The sequence below is a fragment of the Aureimonas altamirensis genome, assembly GCF_023702225.1.
In the GTDB taxonomy this organism is placed as follows: domain Bacteria; phylum Pseudomonadota; class Alphaproteobacteria; order Rhizobiales; family Rhizobiaceae; genus Aureimonas; species Aureimonas altamirensis_B.
In genome coordinates this window covers 228,967-253,596 of record NZ_JAMQCO010000004.1, presented here as the reverse complement: position 1 = coordinate 253,596, position 24,630 = coordinate 228,967, and the positions used below count along the sequence as shown (strand labels likewise).

The 24,630-nt window shown below is 66.2% G+C and carries 20 protein-coding genes and 1 riboswitch; of the genes, 10 read left to right on the top strand and 10 right to left on the bottom strand.

Annotation, left to right across the window (positions count from 1 at the left end; all coding sequences use genetic code 11):
• Positions 1–8 precede the first annotated feature (8 nt).
• The 8 genes from NDN16_RS08730 to NDN16_RS08695 form a co-directional block, all read right to left on the bottom strand.
• On the bottom strand, positions 9–1,109 hold the full coding sequence (locus tag NDN16_RS08730) for a hybrid-cluster NAD(P)-dependent oxidoreductase (RefSeq protein WP_251113386.1): 1,101 nt from the start codon (positions 1,107–1,109) through the stop codon (positions 9–11).
• 28 nt (positions 1,110–1,137) lie between these two features.
• Complete coding sequence (locus NDN16_RS08725) at positions 1,138–2,430, bottom strand: aromatic ring-hydroxylating oxygenase subunit alpha (protein ID WP_251113230.1); 1,293 nt, start codon at positions 2,428–2,430, stop codon at positions 1,138–1,140.
• A gap of 145 nt (positions 2,431–2,575) precedes the next feature.
• A complete protein-coding gene (locus NDN16_RS08720; RefSeq protein WP_251113229.1) occupies positions 2,576–3,946 on the bottom strand; it encodes an L-serine ammonia-lyase in 1,371 nt (456 codons plus the stop codon).
• Positions 3,947–3,992: 46 nt separating this feature from the next.
• Positions 3,993–4,559, bottom strand: a complete 567-nt coding sequence (locus tag NDN16_RS08715; protein ID WP_251113228.1) for a sarcosine oxidase subunit gamma — start codon at positions 4,557–4,559, stop codon at positions 3,993–3,995.
• Positions 4,552–7,521, bottom strand: coding sequence for a sarcosine oxidase subunit alpha family protein (locus tag NDN16_RS08710; RefSeq protein ID WP_251113227.1), 2,970 nt, complete (start codon positions 7,519–7,521; stop codon positions 4,552–4,554). Before NDN16_RS08710 ends, NDN16_RS08715 begins: the two co-directional genes overlap by 8 nt.
• Positions 7,518–7,820 carry a sarcosine oxidase subunit delta gene (locus tag NDN16_RS08705; protein ID WP_251113226.1) on the bottom strand — a complete coding sequence of 101 codons (303 nt, stop codon included), beginning with the start codon at positions 7,818–7,820 and terminating at the stop codon, positions 7,518–7,520. The genes NDN16_RS08710 and NDN16_RS08705 overlap by 4 nt, the downstream gene beginning before the upstream one ends.
• 17 nt (positions 7,821–7,837) lie before the next feature.
• A complete protein-coding gene (locus tag NDN16_RS08700) occupies positions 7,838–9,094 on the bottom strand; it encodes a sarcosine oxidase subunit beta family protein (protein ID WP_251113225.1) in 1,257 nt (418 codons plus the stop codon).
• A 123-nt stretch (positions 9,095–9,217) separates the two neighbouring features.
• Positions 9,218–11,182, bottom strand: coding sequence for an acetoacetate--CoA ligase (locus NDN16_RS08695; protein WP_251113224.1), 1,965 nt, complete (start codon positions 11,180–11,182; stop codon positions 9,218–9,220).
• A 182-nt stretch (positions 11,183–11,364) separates the two neighbouring features.
• Between NDN16_RS08695 and NDN16_RS08690 the strand changes: the two genes are divergently transcribed.
• The 7 genes from NDN16_RS08690 (at position 11,365) to NDN16_RS08660 (ending at position 18,150) form a co-directional block, all read left to right on the top strand.
• A complete protein-coding gene (locus tag NDN16_RS08690) occupies positions 11,365–12,591 on the top strand; it encodes an MFS transporter (RefSeq protein WP_251113223.1) in 1,227 nt (408 codons plus the stop codon).
• Positions 12,592–12,658: 67 nt separating this feature from the next.
• Positions 12,659–12,770, top strand: a riboswitch (TPP riboswitch).
• Between the two features lie 113 nt (positions 12,771–12,883).
• The gene (thiC, locus tag NDN16_RS08685; protein WP_251113222.1) at positions 12,884–14,695 is read left to right on the top strand and encodes a phosphomethylpyrimidine synthase ThiC; all 1,812 of its coding nucleotides are present in this window, start codon (positions 12,884–12,886) and stop codon (positions 14,693–14,695) included.
• Positions 14,692–15,660: an FAD-dependent oxidoreductase gene (locus NDN16_RS08680; RefSeq protein WP_251113221.1), complete on the top strand. Its 969-nt coding sequence runs from the start codon at positions 14,692–14,694 to the stop codon at positions 15,658–15,660. The genes thiC and NDN16_RS08680 overlap by 4 nt, the downstream gene beginning before the upstream one ends.
• A complete protein-coding gene (gene thiS / locus NDN16_RS08675; RefSeq protein WP_251113220.1) occupies positions 15,657–15,854 on the top strand; it encodes a sulfur carrier protein ThiS in 198 nt (65 codons plus the stop codon). Before NDN16_RS08680 ends, thiS begins: the two co-directional genes overlap by 4 nt.
• Before the next feature lie 2 nt (positions 15,855–15,856).
• On the top strand, positions 15,857–16,627 hold the full coding sequence (locus NDN16_RS08670; RefSeq protein WP_251113219.1) for a thiazole synthase: 771 nt from the start codon (positions 15,857–15,859) through the stop codon (positions 16,625–16,627).
• A complete protein-coding gene (locus NDN16_RS08665; RefSeq protein WP_251113385.1) occupies positions 16,627–17,232 on the top strand; it encodes a thiamine phosphate synthase in 606 nt (201 codons plus the stop codon). Before NDN16_RS08670 ends, NDN16_RS08665 begins: the two co-directional genes overlap by 1 nt.
• Before the next feature lie 198 nt (positions 17,233–17,430).
• Positions 17,431–18,150: a GntR family transcriptional regulator gene (locus NDN16_RS08660; RefSeq protein ID WP_251113218.1), complete on the top strand. Its 720-nt coding sequence runs from the start codon at positions 17,431–17,433 to the stop codon at positions 18,148–18,150.
• A 4-nt stretch (positions 18,151–18,154) separates the two neighbouring features.
• Here the strand turns inward: NDN16_RS08660 and NDN16_RS08655 are convergent, their stop codons facing one another.
• Positions 18,155–19,102, bottom strand: coding sequence for an alpha/beta fold hydrolase (locus NDN16_RS08655; protein WP_251113217.1), 948 nt, complete (start codon positions 19,100–19,102; stop codon positions 18,155–18,157).
• A gap of 53 nt (positions 19,103–19,155) precedes the next feature.
• Between NDN16_RS08655 and NDN16_RS08650 the strand changes: the two genes are divergently transcribed.
• Positions 19,156–20,106 carry a ribonuclease T2 gene (locus tag NDN16_RS08650; protein ID WP_251113216.1) on the top strand — a complete coding sequence of 317 codons (951 nt, stop codon included), beginning with the start codon at positions 19,156–19,158 and terminating at the stop codon, positions 20,104–20,106.
• 5 nt (positions 20,107–20,111) lie between these two features.
• Here the strand turns inward: NDN16_RS08650 and NDN16_RS08645 are convergent, their stop codons facing one another.
• Positions 20,112–20,396 carry a Dabb family protein gene (locus tag NDN16_RS08645; protein WP_251113215.1) on the bottom strand — a complete coding sequence of 95 codons (285 nt, stop codon included), beginning with the start codon at positions 20,394–20,396 and terminating at the stop codon, positions 20,112–20,114.
• Positions 20,397–20,532: 136 nt separating this feature from the next.
• Between NDN16_RS08645 and ettA the strand changes: the two genes are divergently transcribed.
• Complete coding sequence (gene ettA, locus NDN16_RS08640) at positions 20,533–22,182, top strand: energy-dependent translational throttle protein EttA (protein ID WP_251113214.1); 1,650 nt, start codon at positions 20,533–20,535, stop codon at positions 22,180–22,182.
• Between the two features lie 167 nt (positions 22,183–22,349).
• Positions 22,350–24,629: a tetratricopeptide repeat protein gene (locus NDN16_RS08635; protein ID WP_251113213.1), complete on the top strand. Its 2,280-nt coding sequence runs from the start codon at positions 22,350–22,352 to the stop codon at positions 24,627–24,629.
• The last annotated feature ends 1 nt before the right edge of the window (position 24,630 follow it).

Sequence of the window (24,630 nt, the reverse complement as noted above, 5' to 3'; positions counted from 1 at the left end):
CGATGTCCCTACCGGTCTATGACGACGTCGGAGCGCGGCTTCGAGCAGCAGATCAGGACCATGCCCTGGTCGATCTCGCGCTGGCGGATGCCCCCCTGATGCGTCATCTCCACCGTGCCGGACAGCTTCTTCGACTTGCAGGTTCCGCACAGGCCCTTGGCGCAGCTTGATGGCAGGCGCATGCCCGCCCGGCGCGCCGCATCGAGGATGGTAAGGTTTTCCGGACACTCGACGACACGGCGCGTTTTGGCGAATTCCACCCGGTAGGTGGCGACCTGGCTCGACAGTTCTTCGGCGGCCTCTTCCACCGCGGCCCGGTCTTCCCTGGGCAGTTCCTCGAAGTTGAAGCTCTCCTCGAAGTGGCGGGCCATGTCGAAGCCCACCCCCTTCAGCATCTCCCGGACGGCGGCCATAAAGGGGGCGGGGCCGCAGACGAAGACGATGCGCTCCATGAAGTCGGGCGCGACCGCCTCCAGCATCGGACGTGTCAGCCGGCCACGCAGCCCGCTCCACGCTTCGTGCGGGCTGTCTTCCTCGCAGATGTGGGCGACGCGGATGGAACGGTTGCGACGCGACATGAAATCCAGCTCGTCGCGGTAGATGATGTCGGCCGGCGAGCGGGCCGCATGGACGAACAGCGTATCGCGGATCTCGGCGAGGTCGTAGGCGCTGCGCGCCATGGACATCATCGGCGTGACGCCGCTGCCGCCGGACAGAAGAAGATATTTCGGCTGGGAGGGGGCCTCCGCCCAGGAGAAGTCGCCCATAGGCCCCGTTGCCCGCAGCATCATGCCGGGCCGGAAATGGTCGTGCAGCCAGTTGGAGACCGGGCCGCCGGATACGCGCTTGACGGTGATGGAAACCGTATCCGGCCGGGTCGGCGACGATGAGATCGTATAGCAGCGATAGATCGCCTCGCCGCCGATCTCGAACTCGAACGTCAGGAACTGCCCGGGCCTGTAGGTGAAGTGCCGGCCTTTGCGCGGCGCGAAGACGAACGTCTTCACATCGTGCGTCTCGGCGCGCACGGCGCGGCAGATGAGGACGTCGTCCTCGTTCGGGTCCCACTCGTAATAGCCGGTGGGTGCGGGCAGGGCGGCGGTATCCATGGCGCTCAACGAAAAGGCCCTTCCCGTTTCATGCCGCGCGCGACGCATCGACGCCGGCGCGGCCTGGCATGAAATGGGCCTGCATGCGCTGGATGTACCAGTTGCAGAACTTCTCCACGAGCATCTCGGTATGCGGAGAGTAGGGGCCGGGCTGGTAGGCGGCCGACATCGCACCCTGCTGGCAGTAGCCGACAAGATCGGAATCCTGCTGGTTCGTCGCCATCCAGACCCCGATGAGGTTGTCCAGATCGTAGTCCACCCCCTCGACCGCATCCTTGTGCACGAGCCACTTGGTGCGCAGAAGCGAGCGGTGGGCATCGAGCGGGATGACGGAGAAGACAACCGCGTGATCGCCCATGAAATGATGCCAGCTGTTGGGCTGCGTCCAGAAATGGAGCGCGCCCATCCTGTCGCTCGGCATGGTGCCGAGGCGCTTGCGGCTGGCCGCCTTGGTGTCCATCGTGTGGCTTTCGCCGGCGCCGTCCAGCGGCAGGCGCTCGGTGCGATAGCCGGTCACCATGTCATCCAGATGCTCCACGCAGGCGGAAGGCACGCCCGCCGCTTCCCATTCGCCATGGCTGTCGTTGACCATGCAGCCGTAGCGTTCGGCCTGGGCGCGCTCGACCTCGTCCAGCTCTTCCGGCGCGAAGCCGAAGCCGTAGGCGAAAAGCGGGACCGTCAACTCGGGATGGTTGGCCCCGCAGTGATAACACTCGCGGTTGTTTTCCATCGTCAGCTTCCAGTTGCCCGGCTCGATCAGGTCATGCTGGTAGGCCACCTTGGTGTCCCGCAGATTGTGCGGGGCGAGATAGGGGCCCATAACTGCGGCCATGTCGTCGAAATCGGCCGGCGGCTCGTTCGCGAGGCAGATGAAGATCAGCCCCTCCAGCGAGCGGACATGCACCGGCTTCAGGCCGTGGCAGGCGCGGTCGAAGCCCTGGCCCATGTGCTCGGCATGGATGAGATCGCCATCCAGATTGTAGGTCCAGGAATGGTAGCGGCAAACGAGGTTGCCCACCGTCGCCTTCTCTTCCAGCACCAGCCGGGCGCCGCGATGGCGGCAGACATTGTGGTAGGCGCGGACGTTCATGTCGTCGTCACGCACGATCAGTATGGAATTGCGGCCGATATCGACCGTCATCACGTCGCCGGGCTCCGGCACGTCGGGCTCTACCCCGACGAAAAGCCATGTCGTCTCGAACACGGCTTCCATGTCGGCGGCGAAAACCTCTTCGCTGGTATAGAAGGGCGCTTCCAGCGAGTAGCCCGGAACGCGCCGGGCGATGAGGGCGGCAAGGGATGTGTCGCTGCGGTCGAGCATGGGCTTCGCCTCCAAAAGCGCCCGGCGGATCGGCTCAATCTGGAGCCATTCTTATCCGGTTACTTTACTGCAAGCGACGAAATCTGGCGCTTTCGCGACATGCCCTGAAATTGGGCAGATCGCCGCAGCCTCAGTCACGAATCTCCTAGCACTCCGGGTGGTTGACGGCGAGGCCGCCCTGCGAGGTTTCCTTGTACTTGGAGGCCATGTCGCGGCCCGTTTCGCGCATGGTCACGATGACCTTGTCCAGCGAAACGATGTGCTGTCCGTCGCCGCGCATGGCCAGCGAGGCGGCCTGCACGGCGGCCACGGCGCCGAAGGCGTTGCGCTCGATGCAGGGCACCTGCACGAGCCCGCCGATCGGATCGCAGGTCATGCCCAGATGGTGTTCCATGCCGATCTCGGCCGCGTTCTCGACCTGCTCGTTCGTCGCGCCCAGTGCGGCGGCCAGCCCGGCCGCCGCCATGGAACAGGCCACGCCGACTTCGCCCTGGCAGCCGACTTCCGCGCCGGAGATCGAGGCGTTCTGCTTGAAGAGCGCGCCGACTGCCGTCGCCGTCAGCAGGAAGGTTTCCATACCGGCATGGGAGGCGCCGGCGCAATGATCGCGGTAATAGCGCAGGACGGCCGGCACGACGCCGGCCGCGCCATTGGTCGGGGCCGTCACCACACGCCCTCCGGACGCATTCTCCTCGTTGACGGCGATGGCATACAGGCTCACCCAATCCATGATCTCGTGGGGGTGGCGGGCATTGCGCATGTGGTCCGCCTCGAGCTTGGCCTTCAACGCCTTGGCGCGTCGCCGCACGAACAGGCCGCCCGGCAATTCCCCATCGGTGGAAAGCCCCCTGTCGATGCAGGCCATCATGACATCCACGATACGGGCCAGATGGGCCGAAACGGCCTCTCGATCACGCAGGGCATGCTCGTTGGCGCGGACGATCTCGGCGATGGACAGGCCGGTGCGGCGGCCGACATCGAGAAGTATCCGGCCACTGGAAAAGCCGAAAGGCACCGACGCCGCGTCTTCGGACGCCTGGCCGACATCGGCCTCCGGCACGACGAAGCCGCCGCCGATCGAGCACCATCGCTCATCGGCGTAGAGGTTGCCGGCAACGTCGAATGCCCTGAAGCTCAGCGTATTGGGATGGACCGGCGCCTCCGTGACGAAGTCGAAGAGAAGGTCTTTCTCTTCGTCGAAATCAATGGCGCCGCCGCTGGGCAGGGTGAGCCGCCTGTCCTGGCGGATCGCCGCGACGAGGCCGTGGACGGCGTCCGGATCCACGCTTTCCGGATGCTGGCCGCACAGCCCCAGCAGGACGGCCTCCGCCGTCCCATGGCCGCGCCCCGTCCAGGCGAGCGATCCGTAGAGCACGACTTCGATCCGCACGATCCCGGCATCTTCCGGCCTGTCGCCGAGCCGCTCGACGAACTGCGCGGCGGCGCGCATCGGCCCGACCGTGTGCGACGAGGATGGCCCGATGCCGACCTTGAAGAGTTCGAACAGAGAGACCATTGCGCACCGACCTTGAGCAATTCGACTATTTGCCGGCGCGGAGCACTCAGATGAATTCGCGCCGCGCTTCTTCCAGCCACGACCAGGCGTAGGGCGCGAAGGAGCGCCAGACATCCACCAGGAAGCGGTCTTCCGCGGTGCGTAGCAGAATTATCTCCGTCTTCGCCAGCACCGTGCGCGTACACATGCCCACCGGAAACGCGCCCGGCGACAGATCGAGGGGGCAGCCGGAATTGAGGACAGCTGCCGCCTGCGGCCCGGCCACCGTGAAGGCGAGCGAGCGGTGGCTTACATCCACCAGCGCAGCGGGCTTGCCGAGGAGAGCCTTTTCGAGCGCAGCCAGATGCCGTGCGCCGTCCGCCATCGGCATCACGAGCAGCCATTCGTCCGGACCCAGCCACAGGACGCGCTTGCCGTCGGCTTCCTCGAAGCGACAGGCCTGTCGGGGCAAAGCGATGCCGAAGGCCGCGCCGACGGCGTCTATGGCGGCTTGGTCGCGCGCCCGGAAGCTGAAACGCGCCCGCGCCTGGACAAGGTCCAGCGCCACGGCGGGAGAACGGCGGCTCGTGGCTGCTAGGGTGTCGAGCGGGTTCTGGAAGCGGGACTCAGACATTCAGTCGCTCATTGGCTGCGTCGTAGAAGACAGGGTCCACGAGGGTGACGCCGATGCGTCCGGAGGGCATCGGCACGTCCAGCCGCTGGCCCAGGCGGGCGCGCCCGCCCTTGACCAGCGCCAGCGCGATCGATCGGCCCATGCTGGCCGACGGGTAGGAGGACGTCACATGTCCGAGGGAGGGTATGCGCGCCGGCGCGGCCCTGTCGCCGTCATGCTCGACGAGCTGCGCGCCTTCCTCCAGCACCACCTTCGGATCATCGGTCAGGAGGCCAACGAGCTGCTTGCGGTCGGCTGCCTGGAGCGCCGGCCTCATCAGCGACCGCATGCCGACGAAATCGTCCTTCTTCTTGGCGACGGCCCAGCCGAGGTTGACGTCGTCCGGAACAGCCGTACCGTCCGTCTCCTGCCCGACGATGATGTAGCCCTTCTCGGCCCGCAGCACGTGCATGGTCTCGGTGCCGTAGGGCGTGATGCCATGGGCTTCTCCCGCCGCGTGGACGGCCTCCCAGACGGCCCGGCCATAGCCGGCCGGCACGTTGATCTCGAAGCCGAGTTCGCCGGTAAAGGAAACGCGCCAGAGCCGCGCCTGTATGCCAGCCACCTTGCCTTCCCGCCAGCTCATGTGCGGCATGCTTCCGCGCGAAATGTCGACGCCCTCCACCAGCGGCTCCAGCACCTTGCGGGCATCCGGGCCCTGAACCGCCACTGTTGCCCATTGCTCGGTGATCGAGGTCAGCCAGACATCCAGATCGGGCCATTCCGTCTGCAGATAGTCTTCCATCACATGCAGCACGCGGGGCGCGCCGCCCGTGGTCGTCGTGACGTGGAACCTGTCGTCCGCCATGCGGGCGATGACGCCGTCATCCATGACGAAACCGTCTTCGCGCAGCATCACGCCGTAGCGCAACTGGCCGGTGGCCAGCTTGGCGAAGGGGTTGGTATACATGCGGTTGACGAATTCGGCGGCGTCGGGGCCGGCAACCTCGATCTTGCCGAGGGTGGACGCATCGAACAGGCCGACCTTGCCGCGCACGGCGCGACACTCGCGCGCGACGGCCGCATGCATGTCTTCTCCCGCCCGGGGGAAGTAATGCGCCCGCTTCCAGATGCCGACATCCTCGAAGACGGCGCCATGCTCGGCCGCCCAGTCGTGGATCGGCGTGCAGCGGACGGGATCGAACAGCGCACCGCGCGACTGGCCTGCGAAACTGCCGAATGTGGTGGGCGTGTAGGGTGGGCGGAAGGTGGTCAGGCCGATGGCCGGTTCCGGCCGCTTCAATTCGCCGGCCACGATGGCCAGCGCATTGATGTTGGAAAGGCGTCCCTGGTCCGTCGCCATGCCCGTCGTCGTGTAGCGCTTCACATGCTCGATCGAGTGGAAACCCTCCTGGGTGGCCAGCTTGATGTCCTTGGACGTCACGTCGTTCTGGAAGTCCACGAAGGCCTTGACGGAGGAAGGCTTGCGCCGGTGCGGCGTTGCGCCCCGGAAGCCGTCCTCGCCCACCGGGTCCGCCTCGACGGTAAAATCGCGCGCGGGGCCGCCGCCGGCGGCCCAGCCCTCGGCGAGGGCGGCGGCAAGGCCGAACGTGCCGCGGCACGCCCCGACGGAGCTTTCCCCTTCCACGGAATGGGCGGGCAGGTAGGCGCCGAGCGCCTCGCTCCACTTCAGCTTGCCGCGCGTCTGCGAGAACAGCGACACCGTCGGCGTGAAGCCGGCCGACATGATCAGCGTATCGCAGGGCACGGTTTCTCCGCTGCGCCAGCCGACCCGGCCAAGGATGGCGCTGCCCAGGCGCAGCCGGCCGCGCGTGCCGACGACGGCCGTCTCCGCATACACCGGAATGCCGGCGGCCCGGATACGCTCTACCCATGGGCCGGACGGGCCGGCGCGCAGGTCGGCGACGGCGGCGATCTCCATTCCCGCCTGCTTCAGATCCCATGCCGCGCGGTAGGCGCTGTCGTTGGCGGCGAAGACGGTGGCCGTCTCTCCCGGGATGGCGCCGTAGCGGTTCAGGTAGAGCCTCGCCGCCTCGGCCATCATGATGCCGGGCCGGTCGTTTTCGGGAAAGGTGAGCGGACGCTCGATGCTGCCGGTCGCGAAGACCACATGGCCGGCCCGCACCTGCCACATGCGCTCGCGCGGCTGGTCGGGGGCCGGGTTCGCCAGATGGTCCGTTACCCGCTCGTTCAGGCCCACGAAATTATGCGGGTAGAAACCGAAGGCGGTGGTCCGCGGCAGAAGCGTGACGTTGCCGCGACCCGCCAGGTCCCGCAAGGCCCCTGCCACCCATGCGCCGGCCGACTGGCCGTCGATGATGGCGGCGTTCTCGTGCAGCAGGCTGCCGCCGGGTTCGGCCTGCTCGTCGCACAGGATCACCTGCTTGCCCTTTTCGGCGGCAGCCAGCGCCGCCGCCAGCCCGGCGGGGCCAGCGCCCACCACCAGCACGTCGCAATGGGCGTAGCGCTGCGCGTAACGGTCCGCATCCGGCGCACGGGCCACGCGCCCAAGCCCCGCCGCCCTGCGGATGATGGGCTCGTAAAGCTTGTCCCAGGCGGCGCGCGGCCACATGAACGTCTTGTAGTAGAAGCCCGCCGCAAAGAAGCGTCCGAGCGCGTCGTTGACCTCTCCGACATCCCATTCCAGCGACGGCCAGCGGTTCTGGCTTTCGGCGTTCAGTCCGTCGTAGAGCTCGACCTGCGTCGCGCGCAGGTTCGGCGTATAGCGGGTCTCGTCGCGGCCGACGCCGACAAGCGCGTTCGGCTCTTCGCTGCCTGCGGTCAGGATGCCGCGCGGGCGATGATACTTGAACGAACGTCCGACGAGATGCGTGCCGGAAGCGATCAGGGCCGAGGCCAGCGTATCGCCCGCAAAGCCGGGAAAGGGCTTGCCGTCGAAGGAAAACGAGACGGGCCTGTCCCGGTCGATGCGGCCGCCATGCGGGGTGCGGAAAGCGCTCATCGACTGTCGCTCCCTGCATCGGCAGGCCGGTCGGGCCTCGGTTCTCCGGTCTCGTAGGTGGCGGTAAAGAAGTCGGTCTGCGTGTCGCGCAAGGCGTTGAAGAAGCGCCCGCAGCCGTGGATATGCCGCCAGCGCTCGGCATGCAGCCCGCGCTCGTTGCTGCGCTGGTAGAGATAGTCTCCCCATTCTTCCGGGGACGTGGCGGAGGGCCGGGCCGGGCGGGCGATATGCGCTTCTCCGGCATGGCGAAATTCGAGTTCCGGGCGCGGGCCGCAATAGGGGCAGTTTATCAGAAGCATGGATCGGGCCCGTCCTGTCAGTGCGCCACGGCCGCCGCGGCGGCCTCGTCGATGAGATGTCCGTCGCGGAAGCGCTCGATGGTAAAGGGCGCATTGATGGGGTGCGGCTCGCCGCGCGCCATCGTATACGCCATGAGATGCCCTGCGCCCGGCGTCGCCTTGAAGCCGCCCGTCCCCCAGCCGCAATTGACGGTCAGGCCGGGCACCGGCGTCTTCGCGATGATGGGGGAGCGGTCGGGCGTCACGTCCACGATACCGCCCCAGTTGCGCAGCATGCGCAGCCGGCGATACTGCGGGAAGAGTTCGCAGATGGCGTCCAGCGTATGGTTGGCGATATGCAGCCCGCCGCGCTGCGTATAGGAGGTGTAGGCGTCCGTGCCCGCGCCGATCACCATCTCGCCCTTGTCCGACTGGCTGATATAGGCGTGGATGGTGTTGGACATGACGACGCAGGGGAAGTCCGGTTTCACGGGCTCCGACACCAGCGCCTGCAGAGGGAAGCTCTCCAGTGGCATGCGCACGCCGGCCATGGCCATGAGAACCGACGAGTTGCCGGCGGTGGACACCCCGATGCGCCGCGTGCGAATGGCGCCGTGCGTGGTCTGGAGGCCCGTCACGCCGCCGTCCGGCCCCCGTGTGATGCCGGTGACTTCGCAATTCTGGATAATGTCGACGCCGCGCGCGGAGGCCGCACGGGCGTAGCCCCAGGCCACGGCGTCGTGCCGCGCCGTGCCGCCGCGTCGCTGCAGCGCGCCACCCAGCACCGGATAGCGCATGGTTGCGGCATCGATGTTGAGCGGCGGGCAATATTCCTTGCACTGCTGCGGATCGAGCCACTCATTGTCCACGCCGGCCAGCCTGTTGGCATGGACATGCCGCTTGAAGACCTGCACGTCGTGGATGTTATGGGCCAGCATCAAAACGCCGCGCGCCGAATACATGACATTGTAGTTCAGGTCCTGCGACAGGCCCTCCCACAGCTTCAGCGCATGGTCGTAGAGCGCCGCCGACTCCTCGAACAGATAGTTGGAGCGGATGATGGTCGTGTTGCGGCCGGTATTGCCGCCGCCGATCCAGCCTTTCTCCAAAACCGCGACATTGGTGATCCCGTGCTCTTTCGCCAGGTAGTAGGCGCAGGCCAGCCCATGGCCGCCGCCGCCGACGACGACGGCGTCGTATTCGGGCTTCGGCTCCGGCGAGCGCCATTGCGGCGCCCAGCCCTTGTTGCCCGACAGGCCCTTGGCGAAAATCTTGAAGCCGGAGAATCTCTGCATGTCAGCCGTACCCGTTCCTGAGCGCCGAGCATGGCATCGTTGCGGCCCGCGCGGCGATGATGAAAGCGGCCTGCCATTTGTACGAATGCGACATGGCCGCCATTCGCCGCGCCTGGTTTCCGCTCAGCCTGCCAGTTCCGGGATGTCGTGGAACAGGTCCAGCGCCTCGGGGTTCGCCAGCGCCTCCTTGTTGCGCACGGGCCGTCCATGCACCACGTCGCGCACCGCCAGTTCCACGATCTTGCCGCTCTTGGTGCGGGGGATGTCCGCTACCGGCACGATGCGGGCCGGGACATGGCGCGGGGAAGCCCCGCTGCGGACCTCCTGGCGGATGCGCTTTTCGATCTCGGGTGTGAAGGGCGCACCGTCGCGCATCCGGACGAACAGGACGACGCGCACGTCGCCTTCGAAATCCTGGCCGATGGCGATGCATTCCATGATGTCGGGTATCTTCTCGACCTGCGCATAGATCTCGGCCGTGCCGATGCGGACGCCGCCGGGGTTCAGCGTCGCGTCGGAGCGGCCATGGATGATGAAACCGCCGCTATCGGTCATCTCGGCGAAATCGCCGTGGCACCAGACATTGTCGAAGCGCTCGAAATAGGCCCCACGATACTTCACGTCGCCGGGGTCGTTCCAGAACTGCAGCGGCATCGCCGTGAAGGGCCTGGTGCAGACGAGCTCGCCCTTTTCGCCGGACGGCGCCTTCTTTCCGTCCTCGGTCCATACCTCGACCGCCAGGCCGAGGCCGGGCCCCTGTATCTCGCCCCGCCGAACAGGCCGCGTCGGATCTCCCAGCACGAAACAGGAAACGATATCGGTGCCACCGGAGATGGAGGCCAGATGCAGGTCGGCGGCGATGGAGCGATAGACGTAGTCGAAGCTTTCGGCCACCAGCGGCGAGCCGGTGGACATCATGGCGCGCAGGCTGGACAGGTCGTGCGTCTCGCCCGGGGTCAGCCCGGCCTTCTTCACGGCGTCGATATACTTGGCCGAGGTGCCGAAATGCGTCATGCGCTCTTTCTCGGCATAGTCGAACAGCACCTGAGGGCCGGGGTGGAACGGGGAGCCGTCGTAAAGCAGCAGCGTCGCGCCGGTCGCCATGCCGGAGGCCAGCCAGTTCCACATCATCCAGCCGAGCGTGGTGAAATAGAACAGCCTGTCGCCGGCCCGCACGTCGGCATGCAGCGCATGCTCCTTGAGATGCTGCAGCAGCACGCCGCCGGCCCGATGGACGATGCATTTGGGCACGCCGGTCGTGCCGGATGAAAAGAGGATGTAGACGGGATGATCGAAGGGGAGGCGCTCGAATGTCGGCTCGCCTGCGTCGAACGGCGCGGTATACGCGTCGAGGGCGGTGCCGTTCGGCAGGCTTGCGGCCACCGCCGCGGCATCGCCGCACAGATCCGCGACGACGACCTGGCCGACGCTCGGCAGCGCCGCCACGATCTCCGCAAGCCGATCGCCCAGCGGGTTCTTCTTGCCGGCATACCAGTAGGCGTCGACGGTGATCAGCAGCTTGGGCTCGATCTGCCCGAAGCGATCGAGAACGCCGCGCGGTCCGAAATCGGGCGAAGCGGAGCACCAGACCGCGCCGAGGGACGTTGCAGCCAGCATCGCGGCGATGGCGACGGGCATGTTCGGCAGGTAGGCGGCAACCCTGTCTCCCGGTCCGATCCCGGATGCCGTGAAGGCCTGTTGCAGCTTCGATACCTCGGCGACGAGCCTGGACCAGCTCCAACGGTCGTTCGCCTTGTCCTCGGCGATGAAGACGAGCGCATCCTCGTCGCTTTGGCCGCGCCGTGCGAGAAGGTTTTCGGCGAAGTTCAGACGCGCTTGCGGAAAGAAGCGCGCGCCGGGCATCCGGGCGCCGTCGTCAAGGATCGTTTCGCCCTTGTGGCCGATCACGCCGAAATAGTCCCAGATCGCGTTCCAGAAGGCGTCCGGCTTCTCTACGGACCAGCGGTGCAACTCGGGTGTTTCGTCGAAGACCTGTCCCGTCCGCTCCCCGATGAAGCGCCGAAAATCCGCCATCGCGGTCATGGCCGCGCGCTCGGGCGTGGGTTGCCAGAGTAGTTCGCCGTTCATCGATGCCCTCCCAGTCGATCGGTGGCCGCAAACTAGAGCGTTTCCGCCTCCTATGGAACATCGTCCTGCAAGATGGGACCAATTCCGGCCGCCCCCAATGTGGCCGCCGACATTTCAGGCTGAAACCATAAGTAATTGCGCGTCGGCTTGAATGGCGCCCGTGTTGCTGACACTGGAGCGTCATGCACAAGGGCGGAGGGCAGGGCATGGATGGTCGCGAACAGGTGTCGCTGAAGGCGCCGGCCGTCGGTACGTTCATGCTGTTCCTCCTGTATCTCGGCTTCGTTTCCATCGGCCTTCCGGATGCGGCGTTCGGCGTGGCGTGGCCTTCCCTGCGCGATGCATTCTCCCTGCCGCAGTCGCAGTTCGGTGTGGCGCTGGCCTTCATCGGTGCGGGATTTCTCGTCGCCAGCAGTTTCGCGGGCCGGTTCCTGGCGGCGATCGGCGTCGGGCGCCTGCTGGCGCTTGCGACGACCATAACCGGTATCGGCCTTGCCGGGTTCTCGCTGGCTCCCGGCTGGCCCGCCTTCCTGGCCTTCGGCCTGCTGGTCGGCTTCGGCGGCGGCGCGATCGATTCGGGGCTCAACGCCTATGCCGCCAGCCGCCTGTCGGCCCGGCACATGAACTGGCTTCATGCCGCCTTCGGCCTGGGTGCCGGGCTCGGACCCTTCGCGATGACGGCGGCGGTGGGTTTGGCCTCCTGGCGGTTCGGCTATGGTGCGCTGGCCGTCGTGATGCTTGCGCTCGCCACGCTCTTCGTCGTGTCCCGCGGCGTCTGGGGCACGGCGGTCGGCCATGAGACCGCCGAAAGCGAAGCCAGGATCTCGGCCGGGCAGGCGATGCGGATCGGGCTCGTCTGGCTGCAGATATTCGCCTTCTTCACCTATGTCGGCGCGGAAATATCGCTGGGGCAGTGGACCTACGCCATCCTGACGGAATCGCGGGGCTACTCGATCGAGATGGCTGGCTTCTGGGCGGGGGCCTTCTGGCTGGCCCTGTTTGCCGGCCGGATCGTGCTCGGTGCGCTGGCGGAGAGAATCGGCTCCGAGAGGCTCCTGCGGGTGGCTGTCCTGGGCGCTTTCGTCGGCTACCTGCTGTTCGCCGTGGATCCGGCCGGCCTCGGTCCGGCCGGCCTCGTGATCGCGGGGTTCATGCTGGCGCCGATCTTCCCGCTCATGATGCATCGCACGCCCCGCATGCTCGGGATGGCGGCGCCGCATGCGATCGGCTTCCAGGTATCGGCCGCCATGCTGGGCGGCATCGTAACCCCGGCCGTGGCCGGCATCATCGCGGACAATGCGGGCCTGGCCGCAATACCTTACTTTCTGCTGGGCGTCGTCGTCATCAACGGCATCCTGATCATGCTCTGCCTGAACATGCCGCCATGGAGGGCAGGCTACGAAGACTGAGCCTGTATTCCTGCGACGCGGCTTCAGCCGGAACCGCCTTGACTTGCTCCGTGCAATCGTTAGCGTTGCGGCGTCCAAGGGGAGTTCCGGCAGGGAACTGAGAGGCCGACATCAGCGCGCGGCGACCCTACGAACCTGATCCAGTTGACACTGGCGTAGGGATGGAGTGAGCCGCTCTTCCGTGCATCGTGTCGCCGTACAATCGCCTGCGGGCGATGGCCGGCGTCCGCCCGAACCGAACGGCCCCTTTCGATCACTGCCCAACGGCTGGATCTCCGATATGGAGATTCACATGGATGCCATCACCCCCACCGTCACCTGCGGGCCGTTGCCCGCTTCCACCAAGGTGCATCGGCACGGCACGCTGAACCCCGAGATCCGCGTGCCGCTGCGGCAGATCGCCCTTCATCCGACGGCGGACGAGCCGCCCGTCACAGTCTACGATGCGTCCGGGCCCTACACCGACCCGTCCATCGCCACGGACATCTCCGCCGGCCTGCCGCGGATACGTGATGGTTGGCGCGGGCTGGAAGGGCGCGTCGAGCAATATGACGGCCGGCATGTGAAGCCGGAGGATAACGGCTTCGTATCCGCCGCCAAGGCCACGCCCGTCTTCCCGCTGGCGCACCGGCCGTATCGCGCCTTGCCCGGAAAGGCGGTGACGCAACTGGCGCTTGCGCGTCAGGGTATCGTGACGCCCGAGATGGAGTTCGTCGCGATCCGCGAGAATCTCGGTCGGGAGAGCATGCGCGCGGCCCTGGCGCGGGACGGCAACCCGTTCAGCGCCACGATCCCGGATTTCATCACGCCGGAATGGGTGCGCGACGAGGTGGCCTCCGGACGGGCGATCATTCCCGCCAACATCAATCACCCCGAGTTGGAGCCGATGGCCATCGGACGCAACTTCCTGGTGAAGATCAATGCCAATATCGGCAACTCGGCCGTCACCTCCTCCATGGCGGAAGAGGTGGAGAAGATGGTCTGGGCCATACGCTGGGGCGCCGATACGGTGATGGACCTGTCCACCGGCCGCAACATCCACAATATCCGCGAATGGATCATCCGGAACGCGCCCGTACCCATCGGCACCGTACCGCTGTACCAGGCGTTGGAGAAGGTCGACGGCATTGCCGAGAACCTGACATGGGAGGTCTATCGCGATACGCTGATCGAGCAGGCGGAGCAGGGGGTGGACTATTTCACCGTCCATGCCGGCGTCAGGCTGCAGCACATTCCGCTGACAGTCGACCGCGTGACCGGCATCGTCTCGCGCGGGGGCTCCATCATGGCGAAATGGTGCCTGCACCATCACCGTGAAAGCTTCCTCTACGAGCATTTCGAGGAAATCTGCGAGATATGCCGCGCCTACGACGTGTCCTTCTCGCTTGGCGACGGGCTTCGGCCCGGGTCGATCGCCGACGCCAACGACGCGGCCCAGTTCGCCGAGCTGGACACGCTGGGCGAGCTGACCGAGATCGCCTGGGCGCACGACTGTCAGGTGATGATCGAGGGGCCGGGCCATGTGCCCATGCACAAGATCAAGGAGAACGTCGACAAGCAGATGGCTACGTGCGGCGAGGCGCCCTTCTATACGCTCGGACCGCTCGTCACCGACATCGCGCCGGGCTACGACCACATCACCTCCGGCATCGGAGCGGCGATGATCGGCTGGTTCGGCACGGCCATGCTCTGCTACGTGACGCCGAAGGAGCATCTCGGCTTGCCGGACCGCGACGACGTCAAGGTCGGCGTGATCACCTACAAGATCGCGGCCCATGCAGCCGATCTCGCCAAGGGGCATCCGGCGGCCCGCCTGCGGGACGACGCCCTGTCGCGCGCGCGGTTCGAATTCCGCTGGGAGGACCAGTTCAACCTGTCGCTCGACCCGGAAACCGCGCGCTCATACCACGACGAGACGCTGCCGAAGGAAGCGCACAAGCTGGCGCATTTCTGTTCGATGTGCGGGCCGAAATTCTGCTCCATGCGCATCAGCCACGACATCAAGGCCGAGGCGCGCGCCGCGGGCATGGCGGAGATGGCCGAGCGCTATCGGGACGGGGGCGATCTCTATATCGATGCGCGGCCCGGCGAGGCCGCCGAGTGAGAGACGTCACCATCGTCGGGGCCGGGGTCTGCGGCCTCGTCGCCGCGACGGCCTTCACGCAGGCCGGCTTTCGCGTGCGCCTTGTCGAGGCGGCGCCCGGTCTGGGCGGCGATGCGGCGTCGTGGCTGGCCGGCGGCATGCTCGCGCCCCATTGCGAGGCGGAGGCCGCGTCCGCGGCCATCGTCGCGCCGGGGCTGGCGGCGATCGACTGGTGGGACGGGCATGGCACCTCGGTGTCGCGAAACGGTACGCTGGTCGTGGATCCGGGTCGCGGCGGCGCCGAATTGCGGCGCTTCGCGGGCCGTACGGAAGGGCATGAAACGCTGGAAGCCGAGGCCATCGCGGCCCTGGAGCCGGCCCTCGATGGCCGGTTCCGCGCCGCGCTGTTTTTTCCGGATGAAGCGCATCTGCAACCTAGAGTTGCATTGGCGGAGCTGGAGGCCGGGCTTCGGCGGCGCGGTGCTTCGGTGGAATTCGGGACGGCGGCCGACCCGGAGCAATGCGGCGGCGGCCTCGTGGTGGATTGCCGCGGTGCGCGGGCCGATGTGCCCGGATTGCGTTGCGTCCGGGGCGAGATGCTGCTTTTGCGGTGTCCGGACGTTTCGTTGTCGAGGCCGGTCCGGATCCTGCATCCGCGCTGGCCGGTTTATATCGTGCCGCATGGAGACGGCAGGTTCATGGTGGGAGCCAGCATGATCGAAAGCGAGGACAGGCGCGGCATCACGCTGCGCTCCGCGGTCGAATTGATGAACGCCGCCTACGCGCTGCATCCGGCCTTTGCCGACGCCGAACTGTTGGAAGCCCGGTCCGGCCTGAGGCCGGCCCTTGCAGACAACATGCCGCGAATCGTCAGGAACGGGTCCGTTCTGGCGCTGGCCGGCGCATACCGCCATGGATTTCTGCTGGCTCCGGACCTTGCGGGGCAGGCTGTCCGATTGGCGCTTCAGGAAGGAATAGCCGCATGAGACTGATCGTCAACGGAGAAAACCTGGAATGCGCGGCGCCGGATCTTGCCGGCCTGCTGCTGGAGCTCGGACATGACGAGGCCCTCGTGGCCACGGCCCTGAACGCCGATTTCGTGCCGCGCGCCGCGCGCCGCCATACCCGCCTGAGCGAGAACGACGCGGTCGAAATCGTTTCTCCGATGCAGGGAGGCTGAAGATGTTGCGCATCTACGGAACCGAGTTCGCATCGCGGATGATGTTGGGAACCGCGGCCTATCCCTCTCCTGCGGTCATGGTGGAGGCCCTTGCCGCCGCGCAGCCGGCCATGGTGACGGTGAGCCTTCGGCGCGAGGCCGCCGGCGGCAAGGCCGGCGCGGCCTTCTGGTCTCTCGTGCGAGAGGCGGGATTTCCCGTTTTGCCCAATACCGCAGGGTGCTTCGGCGTGCGGGAGGCGGTCACGACCGCGCAGATGGCGCGGGAGGTCTTTGCAACCGATCTCGTCAAACTGGAGGTGATCGCCGATGCGCAGACGCTTCAGCCCGACGTGTTCGGGCTGGTGGAAGCGGCGCGGATCCTCATTTCCGAGGGCTTCAAGGTGCTGCCCTATACCACCGAGGATCTCGGTGTCTGCGAAAGGCTGGCCCGTGCGGGCTGCGATGTCCTGATGCCCTGGGGCGCGCCGATCGGCTCTGGCCTCGGGTTGAACAATCTGCATGGCTTGCGCAGCCTGCGCGCGCATTTCCCCGACCATTGCCTGATCGTGGACGCCGGGCTGGGCGTCCCGTCGCATGCGGCGCAGGCAATGGAGATCGGCTATGATGGTGTCCTCCTGAACTCGGCCGTTGCGCGGGCACGGATGCCGGCCGCGATGGCGCGCGCCTTCGCCATGGCCGTGGAGGCCGGGCGCCTGGCCTTCCAGTCCGGTGCGATGGAACCACAGGATGTCGGGGTGCCATCGACACCCGTCCTGGGAAGGGCTTTCTCATGATCCGGTTGCCGCGCTTCTACCTCGTCGTCGATAGCGCCGACTGGTGCGAACGCCTGGTGCCGCACGGGGTCGAACTCGTGCAGCTGCGCATCAAGGACATGGAGGAGGGGGCGGTGCGGGCCGAGGTGCGCCGCGCACGGGACATCTGCGCCCGCCACGGGACGATCCTCGTCATCAACGATTATTGGCGGATCGCCATCGATGAAGGCTGCGACTTCGTCCATCTCGGCCAGGAAGATCTGGCCGATGCCGACATATCGGCGATCAAGCGCGCCGGCATGCGCCTCGGCCTGTCCACGCACGACCGGGCCGAACTGGAGACGGCCCTGGCCGCCGAGCCGGATTACGTGGCGCTTGGCCCGATCTGGCCGACAATCCTCAAGTCCATGAAGTGGAATCCTCAGACGCCCCGGCGCCTGCGCGATTGGAAAGATGCGATCGGCGACCTGCCGCTGGTGGCGATCGGCGGCCTGACGGTGGAACGCGCCGATGCGGTATTCGAAAACGGCGCGGATTGCGCGGCGGTCGTGACGGACGTGTTGCGGGCGAAAAGCCCGGAGGCGCGGCTGGCCGAATGGCTCGAGACGACACGCAAGACACTATAATTTACACGATAAAAGATAATATTATAATTCTCTCTGCGTCTTGTTGACGCAGAGCCCGCGATGCGCGCCTCGGCGGCTATTTAGGTGGCTGCGACCATAACTCTGACTATTGTCAACATACAATCAGACGTTGATTTTCTAACCTATATATGCATATTGTGAGTCTAGTTCATAACGATTTGGCAGGGAAAAGAGGCGATGCCCGCACTTAAGCAATTCAACGTCAAGCCGCTGTACCAGCAGGTGGCGGACGAGTTCATCTCGCGGATCGTGTCACGCCAATGGGTGCCGGGGCAGATCATCGAAAACGAGTCCGATATCGCGCGTTCGCTCGGTATCAGCATCGGCACGGTGCGCAAGGCATTCGACGTGCTGGCCGACTATGCCGTCCTGGAGCGCCAGCAAGGCCGCGGGACGATCGTTGCGGACCTGAGCTCCGAGAGCATGCAGTCCAAGTTCTGTAATGTCGTGACGGCGGACGGCGAACGCATCCTCTTCGCAAGCGAGGTTTCGGAGCCGGAGGTCGTCAAGGTCGATGGCGAGGTGGCCGCGGCCCTGGAGGTTCCGGCACAGAGCAGCGCGCTTCGTTTCCGTCGCCTGCGCAGCCACGAGGGCAAGCCCGTCCTGTCCGAAATCGTGTACATGCGTTACGAGCCCGGCAAGAAGGCCCTGTCGGAGGACAAGCTGACGGCCCTGGCCGAAGTGGGTTGGACAGCGACCGGCCTTGCGACACGCAAGCGCGAGCGCGTGTCTTCGGGCAAGGCGGCAGCGGACGATGCGAAGCGGCTCAAGATATCCGCCGGGACGCCCGTATTGTTGCTGGAGCGGGTCATCTACTCCTACGAGAATACGCCGCTGGAGCTGCGTTACGCCGTATGCCATCTCGGCGACGACCTGATCTACGCCGCCAGCGTGTGACGGATTATCGGCGAGGCTCGGCGTCGACGATGGCGTCGAGCCAGGACAAGAAGCCGGCCATGGCGGGGGCCCGGTAGGGCTCGGTTTCGTTCAGTGTCTCATGCCGCGCGCCTTCGACGATCGACAGGGTCGCGTTGCGGCAGCCCGACCGCTTGATCCTGTCGTGGAACGCGGCGAGCGCCTTCCCGCCTCTGGTGGCAGGGTCTGCCGAGCCGCCGACAAGATGGACCGGCATTTCATCGGGCCAACCGGCAAGCGCACTCCGGGCGCAGCCGTCGCGGATCAGCTGCAGGACGTCGAGCGCCATCGAATTCGTCGGGGTCCAACCGCAGAGCGGGTCGGCATCATAAGCAGCAACGGCCGCCGGATCGTGCGTCAGCCAGTCGAAGTCCGTCCGCCTGTCGGGAACCGACAGTTTCCACGCGTCGAACGTCGCGCGGCGGAAGGCGGCGCTGGCGGTATCGGAGCCCTTGAACGCTCTTTCCACCTTCAGGAGAACGCGGCCTGCGGCAAGACGCAGATCGTCGACGAGATCGCTGTTCCAAATGGCAACGCCGGCGAGTTCGCGCCCCGTGCGCGCTGCCATGTTGGCCGCTACCAGGCCGCCCATCGAGTGGCCGAAGACCACGTGCGGCAAAGGCCCGAAGCGCGTGCCCGCCCACTGCCGAACGAAGATGCTGTCCGCGACGACGCAGGCTGCGCCGTCCCGTCCGGCGAAGCGGCGCGGGGGAGCATCCGGCGCGGTAGTCGCGCCGTGGCCGCGGTGATCGTGCGCCACGGCATGGAAGCCCCGATCCGCCAGTTCCCTGGCAAAGCGACCGTATCGGCCGGAGTGCTCGGCAAGGCCGTGCTGGATCAGGACGACGCCGCGCGGGCGGGCCGATGCTTCCTGGCTCCGGATCGCCAGATGCGCGCCACTCGCGCTCGTGGTCGTCTCGATCCTGTCGAACATCGCCATTCTCCGGGGTATGGCGGCGGCCGGCGCGCTCGCCTATGATTTGCGCCATGCGTATCACAGGACTTACCATCGCCATCTGGATATTCGCAGCTACCGGTGCGTCGGCGCAGCAGCCGATGACGGGCAGCTTCCTGGCCGAGGCCACCTGCGCCGCGCCGCCCTCCATCCGCGCGCCCGACGAAAACCCGGGCAATGTCCGCGTGATGGCCGGACAGAGCTACGAATTGCTCGGGCGCAACGCGACACCGGGCAGCCATTACCTGATCCGCATCCCGGGTGCGGACCCTGAGCGGCGGTGGGTGGCCTACGGCTGCGGACGGGTGGGCGAGACCTCGCAACAGGCGGCCGCGCCGAACGGCTACGTGCTCGCGGCAAGCTGGCCGTCCGCTTTCTGCGAAGAGCAGCCGAATGCGCGGGAGTGCCGCGCCGGTCGCTCGTTCAGCCGCTTCGCCTTGCATGGCCTTTGGCCGCAGACCGCCGACGGACGTGCCTATTGCGACCTGTCTTCCGGGGCAGCCGATCGGATGGAGGGCACCCGCTGGCGCGACCTGCCGGAGACCCCCGTGGACGATCGGACGGCCAGCGAGCTGGCCCGCGTCATGCCGGGGGTTCAATCCGGGCTCGATCGCCACCAGTGGGCCAAGCATGGAACATGCTCCCGCATGGCCGCCGACGATTATTTCGGCCAGGCCGTCCGGCTGATCGACGCGCTGAACGCATCGCAGGTTCGCCGCCTGTTTGCCGGTGCGATCGGGGACGAATTATCGTCCGCGCTTATCCGCGATGCCTTCGACGAAGCGTTCGGGGCGGGAGCGGGGCTGCGCGTGCTGGTGGACTGCAACGAGGTGCAGGGGCGGAAACTGATTCGCGAGTTGCGCATATCGCTCGGCGGACCCCTCTCTGGCGAACCGCTCGGGCAGTTGATCGCACAGGGCAGCCGCCAGCCGCCGGGCTGCCGCGGCGGCGAGGTGGACGCGCCCGGCCCGGCGCGCGGTTGAGGCCGTCAGGCTTCGAAGTCGGCCGAGTAGCGAATGTCGCGCATGGGGCGCACGGTCCGGGTCGACTCGGCATAGATCGGGTCGGCCTTGTACGCCGCAAGGGCCTCAGCATCGTCGAACTCGGCATAGACGATGACATCCACGTCGTTGCCCATCGGGTCGACCTTGCCGTTCAGGCGTACCTCGAAATGGCGGGAATGGGGAATGTCTCCCAGTTTGCTCAGGCCGGAAACGATGGCCGGTATGTCGGCCTTGTCCCGGGCACTGAAGAAGACGATGTGACGTATCATTCAACCATTCCGCTTCGAGCTGGCGTGCATCATGGGCCTCGTGTAGCGCCCGACACGCAGCTTTTGCAATCCGCCGCGGCCTCCTCCATATAGGGCGCAACCCAACGAACCGATTTTCAGGATTCCGGAACGGCCCATGGCTCGTCAGTTCATCTATCACATGTCCGACCTTTCGAAGGCCTATGGCAACAAGAAGGTCCTCGAGAATATCAACCTGTCCTTCTACCCGAATGCCAAGATCGGCATTCTGGGTCCGAACGGCGCAGGTAAATCCACCCTTCTGAAGATCATGGCGGGTACGGACACCGAATTCACCGGCGAGGCGTGGGCCGCCGAGGGGGCGACCGTCGGCTACCTTCCGCAGGAGCCGAAGCTGGACGAGTCGAAGACCGTGTTCGAGAACGTCATGGAAGGCGTCGCCGACAAGAAGGCCATCCTCGACCGGTACAACGAGTTGATGATGAACTATTCCGACGAGACCGCGGAAGAGGGCGCCAAGCTGCAGGATGTCATCGACAGCCAGAACCTGTGGGATCTCGAGAACCAGGTCGAGATGGCGATGGACGCCCTTCGCTGCCCTCCCGGGGACGCGAACGTTTCCGCACTTTCCGGCGGTGAGAAGCGGCGCGTGGCGTTGTGCAAGCTGCTCCTGTCGAAGCCCGACATCCTGCTCCTGGACGAGCCGACCAACCATCTCGACGCCGAGACCATTTCCTGGCTCGAAAAGCACCTTCGGGAGTACGAAGGCGCCGTGCTGATGATTACCCACGATCGCTACTTCCTCGACAACGTCACGGGCTGGATCCTGGAGCTCGACCGTGGCCGCGGCGTGCCCTACGAAGGCAACTACTCGACATATCTCGAGAAGAAGTCCAAGCGCATGGAGCAGGAGGGCCGCGAGTCCGACAGCCGCATGCGGGCCCTGTCGCGGGAGCGCGAATGGATGCTGCAGGGCGCCAAGGCCCGACAGACCAAATCGAAGGCGCGCATCCGCGCGTACCATGAACTCGTCGAGCTTGCCGAGAACCGCAAGCCGGCGGACGGCAAGATCGTCATCCCCACCGGCGAGCGTCTGGGCAACCGCGTGATCGAGGTGGAGAACCTCACCAAGAGCTATGGCGACCGCGTCCTGATCGAAAACCTGACGTTCAAGCTGCCGCCCGGCGGCATCGTCGGCATCATCGGTCCGAACGGTGCAGGCAAGACCACGCTGTTCCGCATGCTGACCGGCAAGGAGCAGCCGGACTCCGGCGAAATCTCGATCGGCGAGACCGTCGATATCGGCTATGTCGACCAGAGCCGCGACGATCTGGACGCGTCCAGGAACGTCTGGGAAGAGATCACCGGCGGCGTCGATATCATGAAGCTCGGCAAGTACGAGATGAACTCGCGCGCCTATGTCGGCAATTTCAACTTCAAGGGCCCGGACCAGCAGCAGAAGGTGGGCACGCTTTCGGGCGGCCAGCGCAACCGCGTGCACCTTGCCAAGATGCTGAAGTCCGGCGCCAACGTCATCCTGCTGGACGAGCCGACCAACGACCTCGATACCGAAACGCTGGCCGCGCTCGAAGACGCGCTCGAGGAATATGCCGGCTGCGCGGTCGTCATCAGCCACGACCGCATGTTCCTCGACCGGCTCGCCACGCATATCCTGGCTTTCGAGGGCGACAGCCATGTCGAATGGTTCGAGGGCAACTTCGAGGACTACGAGAAGGACAAGATCCGCCGTCTCGGGCCGGACTCCGTCAACCCCAAGCGGCCGACCTACAAGCGCCTGACACGCTGATGCCGCAGGGGCCCGGCCGCGCGGGCCGGGCCCCTGCGAATTCTGCGCGCGGCAACGGCGCCAGCGGCGACCAACCCACTTGACGGAACGCCGAATATCCCATTCCTTCATATGAAGTCATATTCACTATGAAGGAATAGCCCCTGCGTATCGATTCTAACCCCAGCTTGGCCGCCGGTTTCGCGGACGAAGCCGGACATCTTGCGGCCGCGGCGGATGCGGCGGCCCGTTCGGGGGACTGGCGCACCGCGGCGCACCTGTACGAAAGGGCATTCCGAAACGATCCGCGCCTCGAGGCCGCGGCGATATCCGCGTGCCGATGCGCGATGCGCGTGGGGGACGCGACATCCGCGATCTCCATTCTGTCGGAGCTTCTGGCCGCCGCGCCGCGGCACTATACGGCATTGATGGAGCGCGGCCGACTGTATGCGTCTTCAGGCCGGCAGCAGGATGCCCTGGTCGATTTTCGCAACGCCGGCGCCGGGGCGACATACAAGTTCGAGCCGATGCTCGAACTGGGCCTGTTGCTGGAGGATATGAACGACGAGGAGGGGCCGGTCGCATTGCGCGCGGCTGTCGGCCAGGCCGGCAGGCAGGGGGCGCCTGCGCTTGCGGAAGTGCTTCGCCTGATCGCGGTAAGGCGCCTGGCGCGGCGTGACGGCGCCGGGGCCCTCGAAGCGTCGGACATGGGCCTGCGACACGCCACGGCGATCCGGGCCGACGAAAACGAAATCTGCCGATGGCTGATCCGGCGAGCCGAGGCGCTTCTCATGCTCGGTCGTACCGAAGAGGCGTGGAGCGCGTTCTCGGCTTCTTCGGTCGCCACGGCCCAGGATGTCCTGGCCCGCCTCGGCGAGGTATCCTACCAGCACGGCCTGTTGGAGGAAGCGGAAGAGGTGTTCCGCCGCGCCTGGCTTCTGCATCCGGACAGTCCGCATGCAGCCTTCAATCTCGGCAAATTGTTGTCGACCAAGTGGAAGGTCGCGGAGGCTCAGGCGGTACTGGAGCGCGCGGAGCGGCTCTATCGCGCCGCGAGCGATGGCCCAATGCTGGTCGAGATCGGCGTCACGAAGGCCGCGATGCATTGGCGAAGCGGCAATGCCGACGCGGCTTTCAAGGCATACTCGGCACTCAACACGGGTCTTGTCGGCCATGCCGAGGTGCCGGCAAGCATCGCGATGACGAGCCTCTACAGCGATCGCCTTTCGGCCGCCGAGATCCGCGATACCCACAGGATGCTGTTCGCCGCGATGGGAAGCGGCGCGCGGAAGGCCGCCTCGTTCGTCCGTCCGCCCCTGGACGGAAGGCGGTTGAGGGTGGGCATGCTCGGCGCCGACATGAAGCGCTTCCACCCCGTCAACATCTTCATGCAGCCTGTCCTGAGAGAACTCGACCGGAGCCGGATCGAATTGTTCTTCTATCATTGCAGTGCCGGCTACGACGACCAGACCCAACTGGCGCGCCAGCGTGTCGAGCATTGGCGCGAGGTGGCCGAATGGTCCGACGAGCGGCTCGCCGTCCAGATGGACAAGGATGGCCTGGACCTTCTGCTCGACCTCGTCGGCCATACCAGCACCAACCGCGCCCAGGTGCTGGCGCGACGCGCCGCCCCGGTGCAGGCGATGTATCTCGGCTATCCCGGCACCACCGGCCTGCCCAATGTCGACTGGATCGTCGGCGATGACGTCGTCACCCCGCCGGAACTGGAACACCTTTACACCGAGCAGGTGTTCCGCCTGCCGGGAACCGTCTTCTGCTTCGCGCCGGAAATCCATTTTCCGCCGCTTCCCCCAGCCGACCGTACGGGGCCGATCGTTTTCGGGTCGATCAACAATGCGCCAAAACTCAACGCGCGCACGCTCGAACTCTACGCGGGTGTCCTATCGGCTGTTCCGCAGTCGCGGCTTTCGCTTCGGGCGCCGAGCTTCGTCGATGCGGCCGCCATCGACCATTTCCGTGCCGGCCTGCGTGCAGTCGGGGCGGATCTTGAACGGGTCGGGTTTTATCCGCCGCTGCCTCTGCCGGACATGATGGCCGCATTCGGGGACATCGATATAGTCCTCGACGCGGTGCCCTATTGCGGTGGCACGACGACGCATCAGGCACTCTGGATGGGTGTGCCGGTCGTGAGCATGATGGGGGAGGGCTTTGCCGCCCGCATGGGGGCGAGCTTCCTTTCGGCGGCCGGCCTGGCGGACCTGGTCGCAAGGGACGACGCCGGATATCTGGCCGTGGCGAAGGCCCTGGCAAACGATCGCGGCCGCCTTGCGGAACTGCGGCGGAACCTGCGCGCCAGGCTGATCGGACATGAGGCATGGAACGCGGTTCGGCATACGCGCGCGCTCGAGCATGCGATGTTCGCCATGGCGAAGGGCGGAGCACGTCGGGACGACGACGATCAGATTGCAACCGTAGATAGCGGGACAAAAAAGAGCCGAATAATGTAAC

Coding starts and splice junctions, on each gene's coding strand:
- NDN16_RS08730 (WP_251113386.1), bottom strand. CDS start 1,109: ATGGATACCGCCGCCCTGCCCGCACCCACCGGCTATTACGAGTGGGAC.
- NDN16_RS08725 (WP_251113230.1), bottom strand. CDS start 2,430: ATGCTCGACCGCAGCGACACATCCCTTGCCGCCCTCATCGCCCGGCGC.
- NDN16_RS08720 (WP_251113229.1), bottom strand. CDS start 3,946: ATGGTCTCTCTGTTCGAACTCTTCAAGGTCGGCATCGGGCCATCCTCG.
- NDN16_RS08715 (WP_251113228.1), bottom strand. CDS start 4,559: ATGTCTGAGTCCCGCTTCCAGAACCCGCTCGACACCCTAGCAGCCACG.
- NDN16_RS08710 (WP_251113227.1), bottom strand. CDS start 7,521: ATGAGCGCTTTCCGCACCCCGCATGGCGGCCGCATCGACCGGGACAGG.
- NDN16_RS08705 (WP_251113226.1), bottom strand. CDS start 7,820: ATGCTTCTGATAAACTGCCCCTATTGCGGCCCGCGCCCGGAACTCGAA.
- NDN16_RS08700 (WP_251113225.1), bottom strand. CDS start 9,094: ATGCAGAGATTCTCCGGCTTCAAGATTTTCGCCAAGGGCCTGTCGGGC.
- NDN16_RS08695 (WP_251113224.1), bottom strand. CDS start 11,182: ATGAACGGCGAACTACTCTGGCAACCCACGCCCGAGCGCGCGGCCATG.
- NDN16_RS08690 (WP_251113223.1), top strand. CDS start 11,365: ATGCACAAGGGCGGAGGGCAGGGCATGGATGGTCGCGAACAGGTGTCG.
- thiC (WP_251113222.1), top strand. CDS start 12,884: ATGGATGCCATCACCCCCACCGTCACCTGCGGGCCGTTGCCCGCTTCC.
- thiS (WP_251113220.1), top strand. CDS start 15,657: ATGAGACTGATCGTCAACGGAGAAAACCTGGAATGCGCGGCGCCGGAT.
- NDN16_RS08670 (WP_251113219.1), top strand. CDS start 15,857: ATGTTGCGCATCTACGGAACCGAGTTCGCATCGCGGATGATGTTGGGA.
- NDN16_RS08660 (WP_251113218.1), top strand. CDS start 17,431: ATGCCCGCACTTAAGCAATTCAACGTCAAGCCGCTGTACCAGCAGGTG.
- NDN16_RS08655 (WP_251113217.1), bottom strand. CDS start 19,102: ATGTTCGACAGGATCGAGACGACCACGAGCGCGAGTGGCGCGCATCTG.
- NDN16_RS08650 (WP_251113216.1), top strand. CDS start 19,156: ATGCGTATCACAGGACTTACCATCGCCATCTGGATATTCGCAGCTACC.
- NDN16_RS08645 (WP_251113215.1), bottom strand. CDS start 20,396: ATGATACGTCACATCGTCTTCTTCAGTGCCCGGGACAAGGCCGACATA.
- ettA (WP_251113214.1), top strand. CDS start 20,533: ATGGCTCGTCAGTTCATCTATCACATGTCCGACCTTTCGAAGGCCTAT.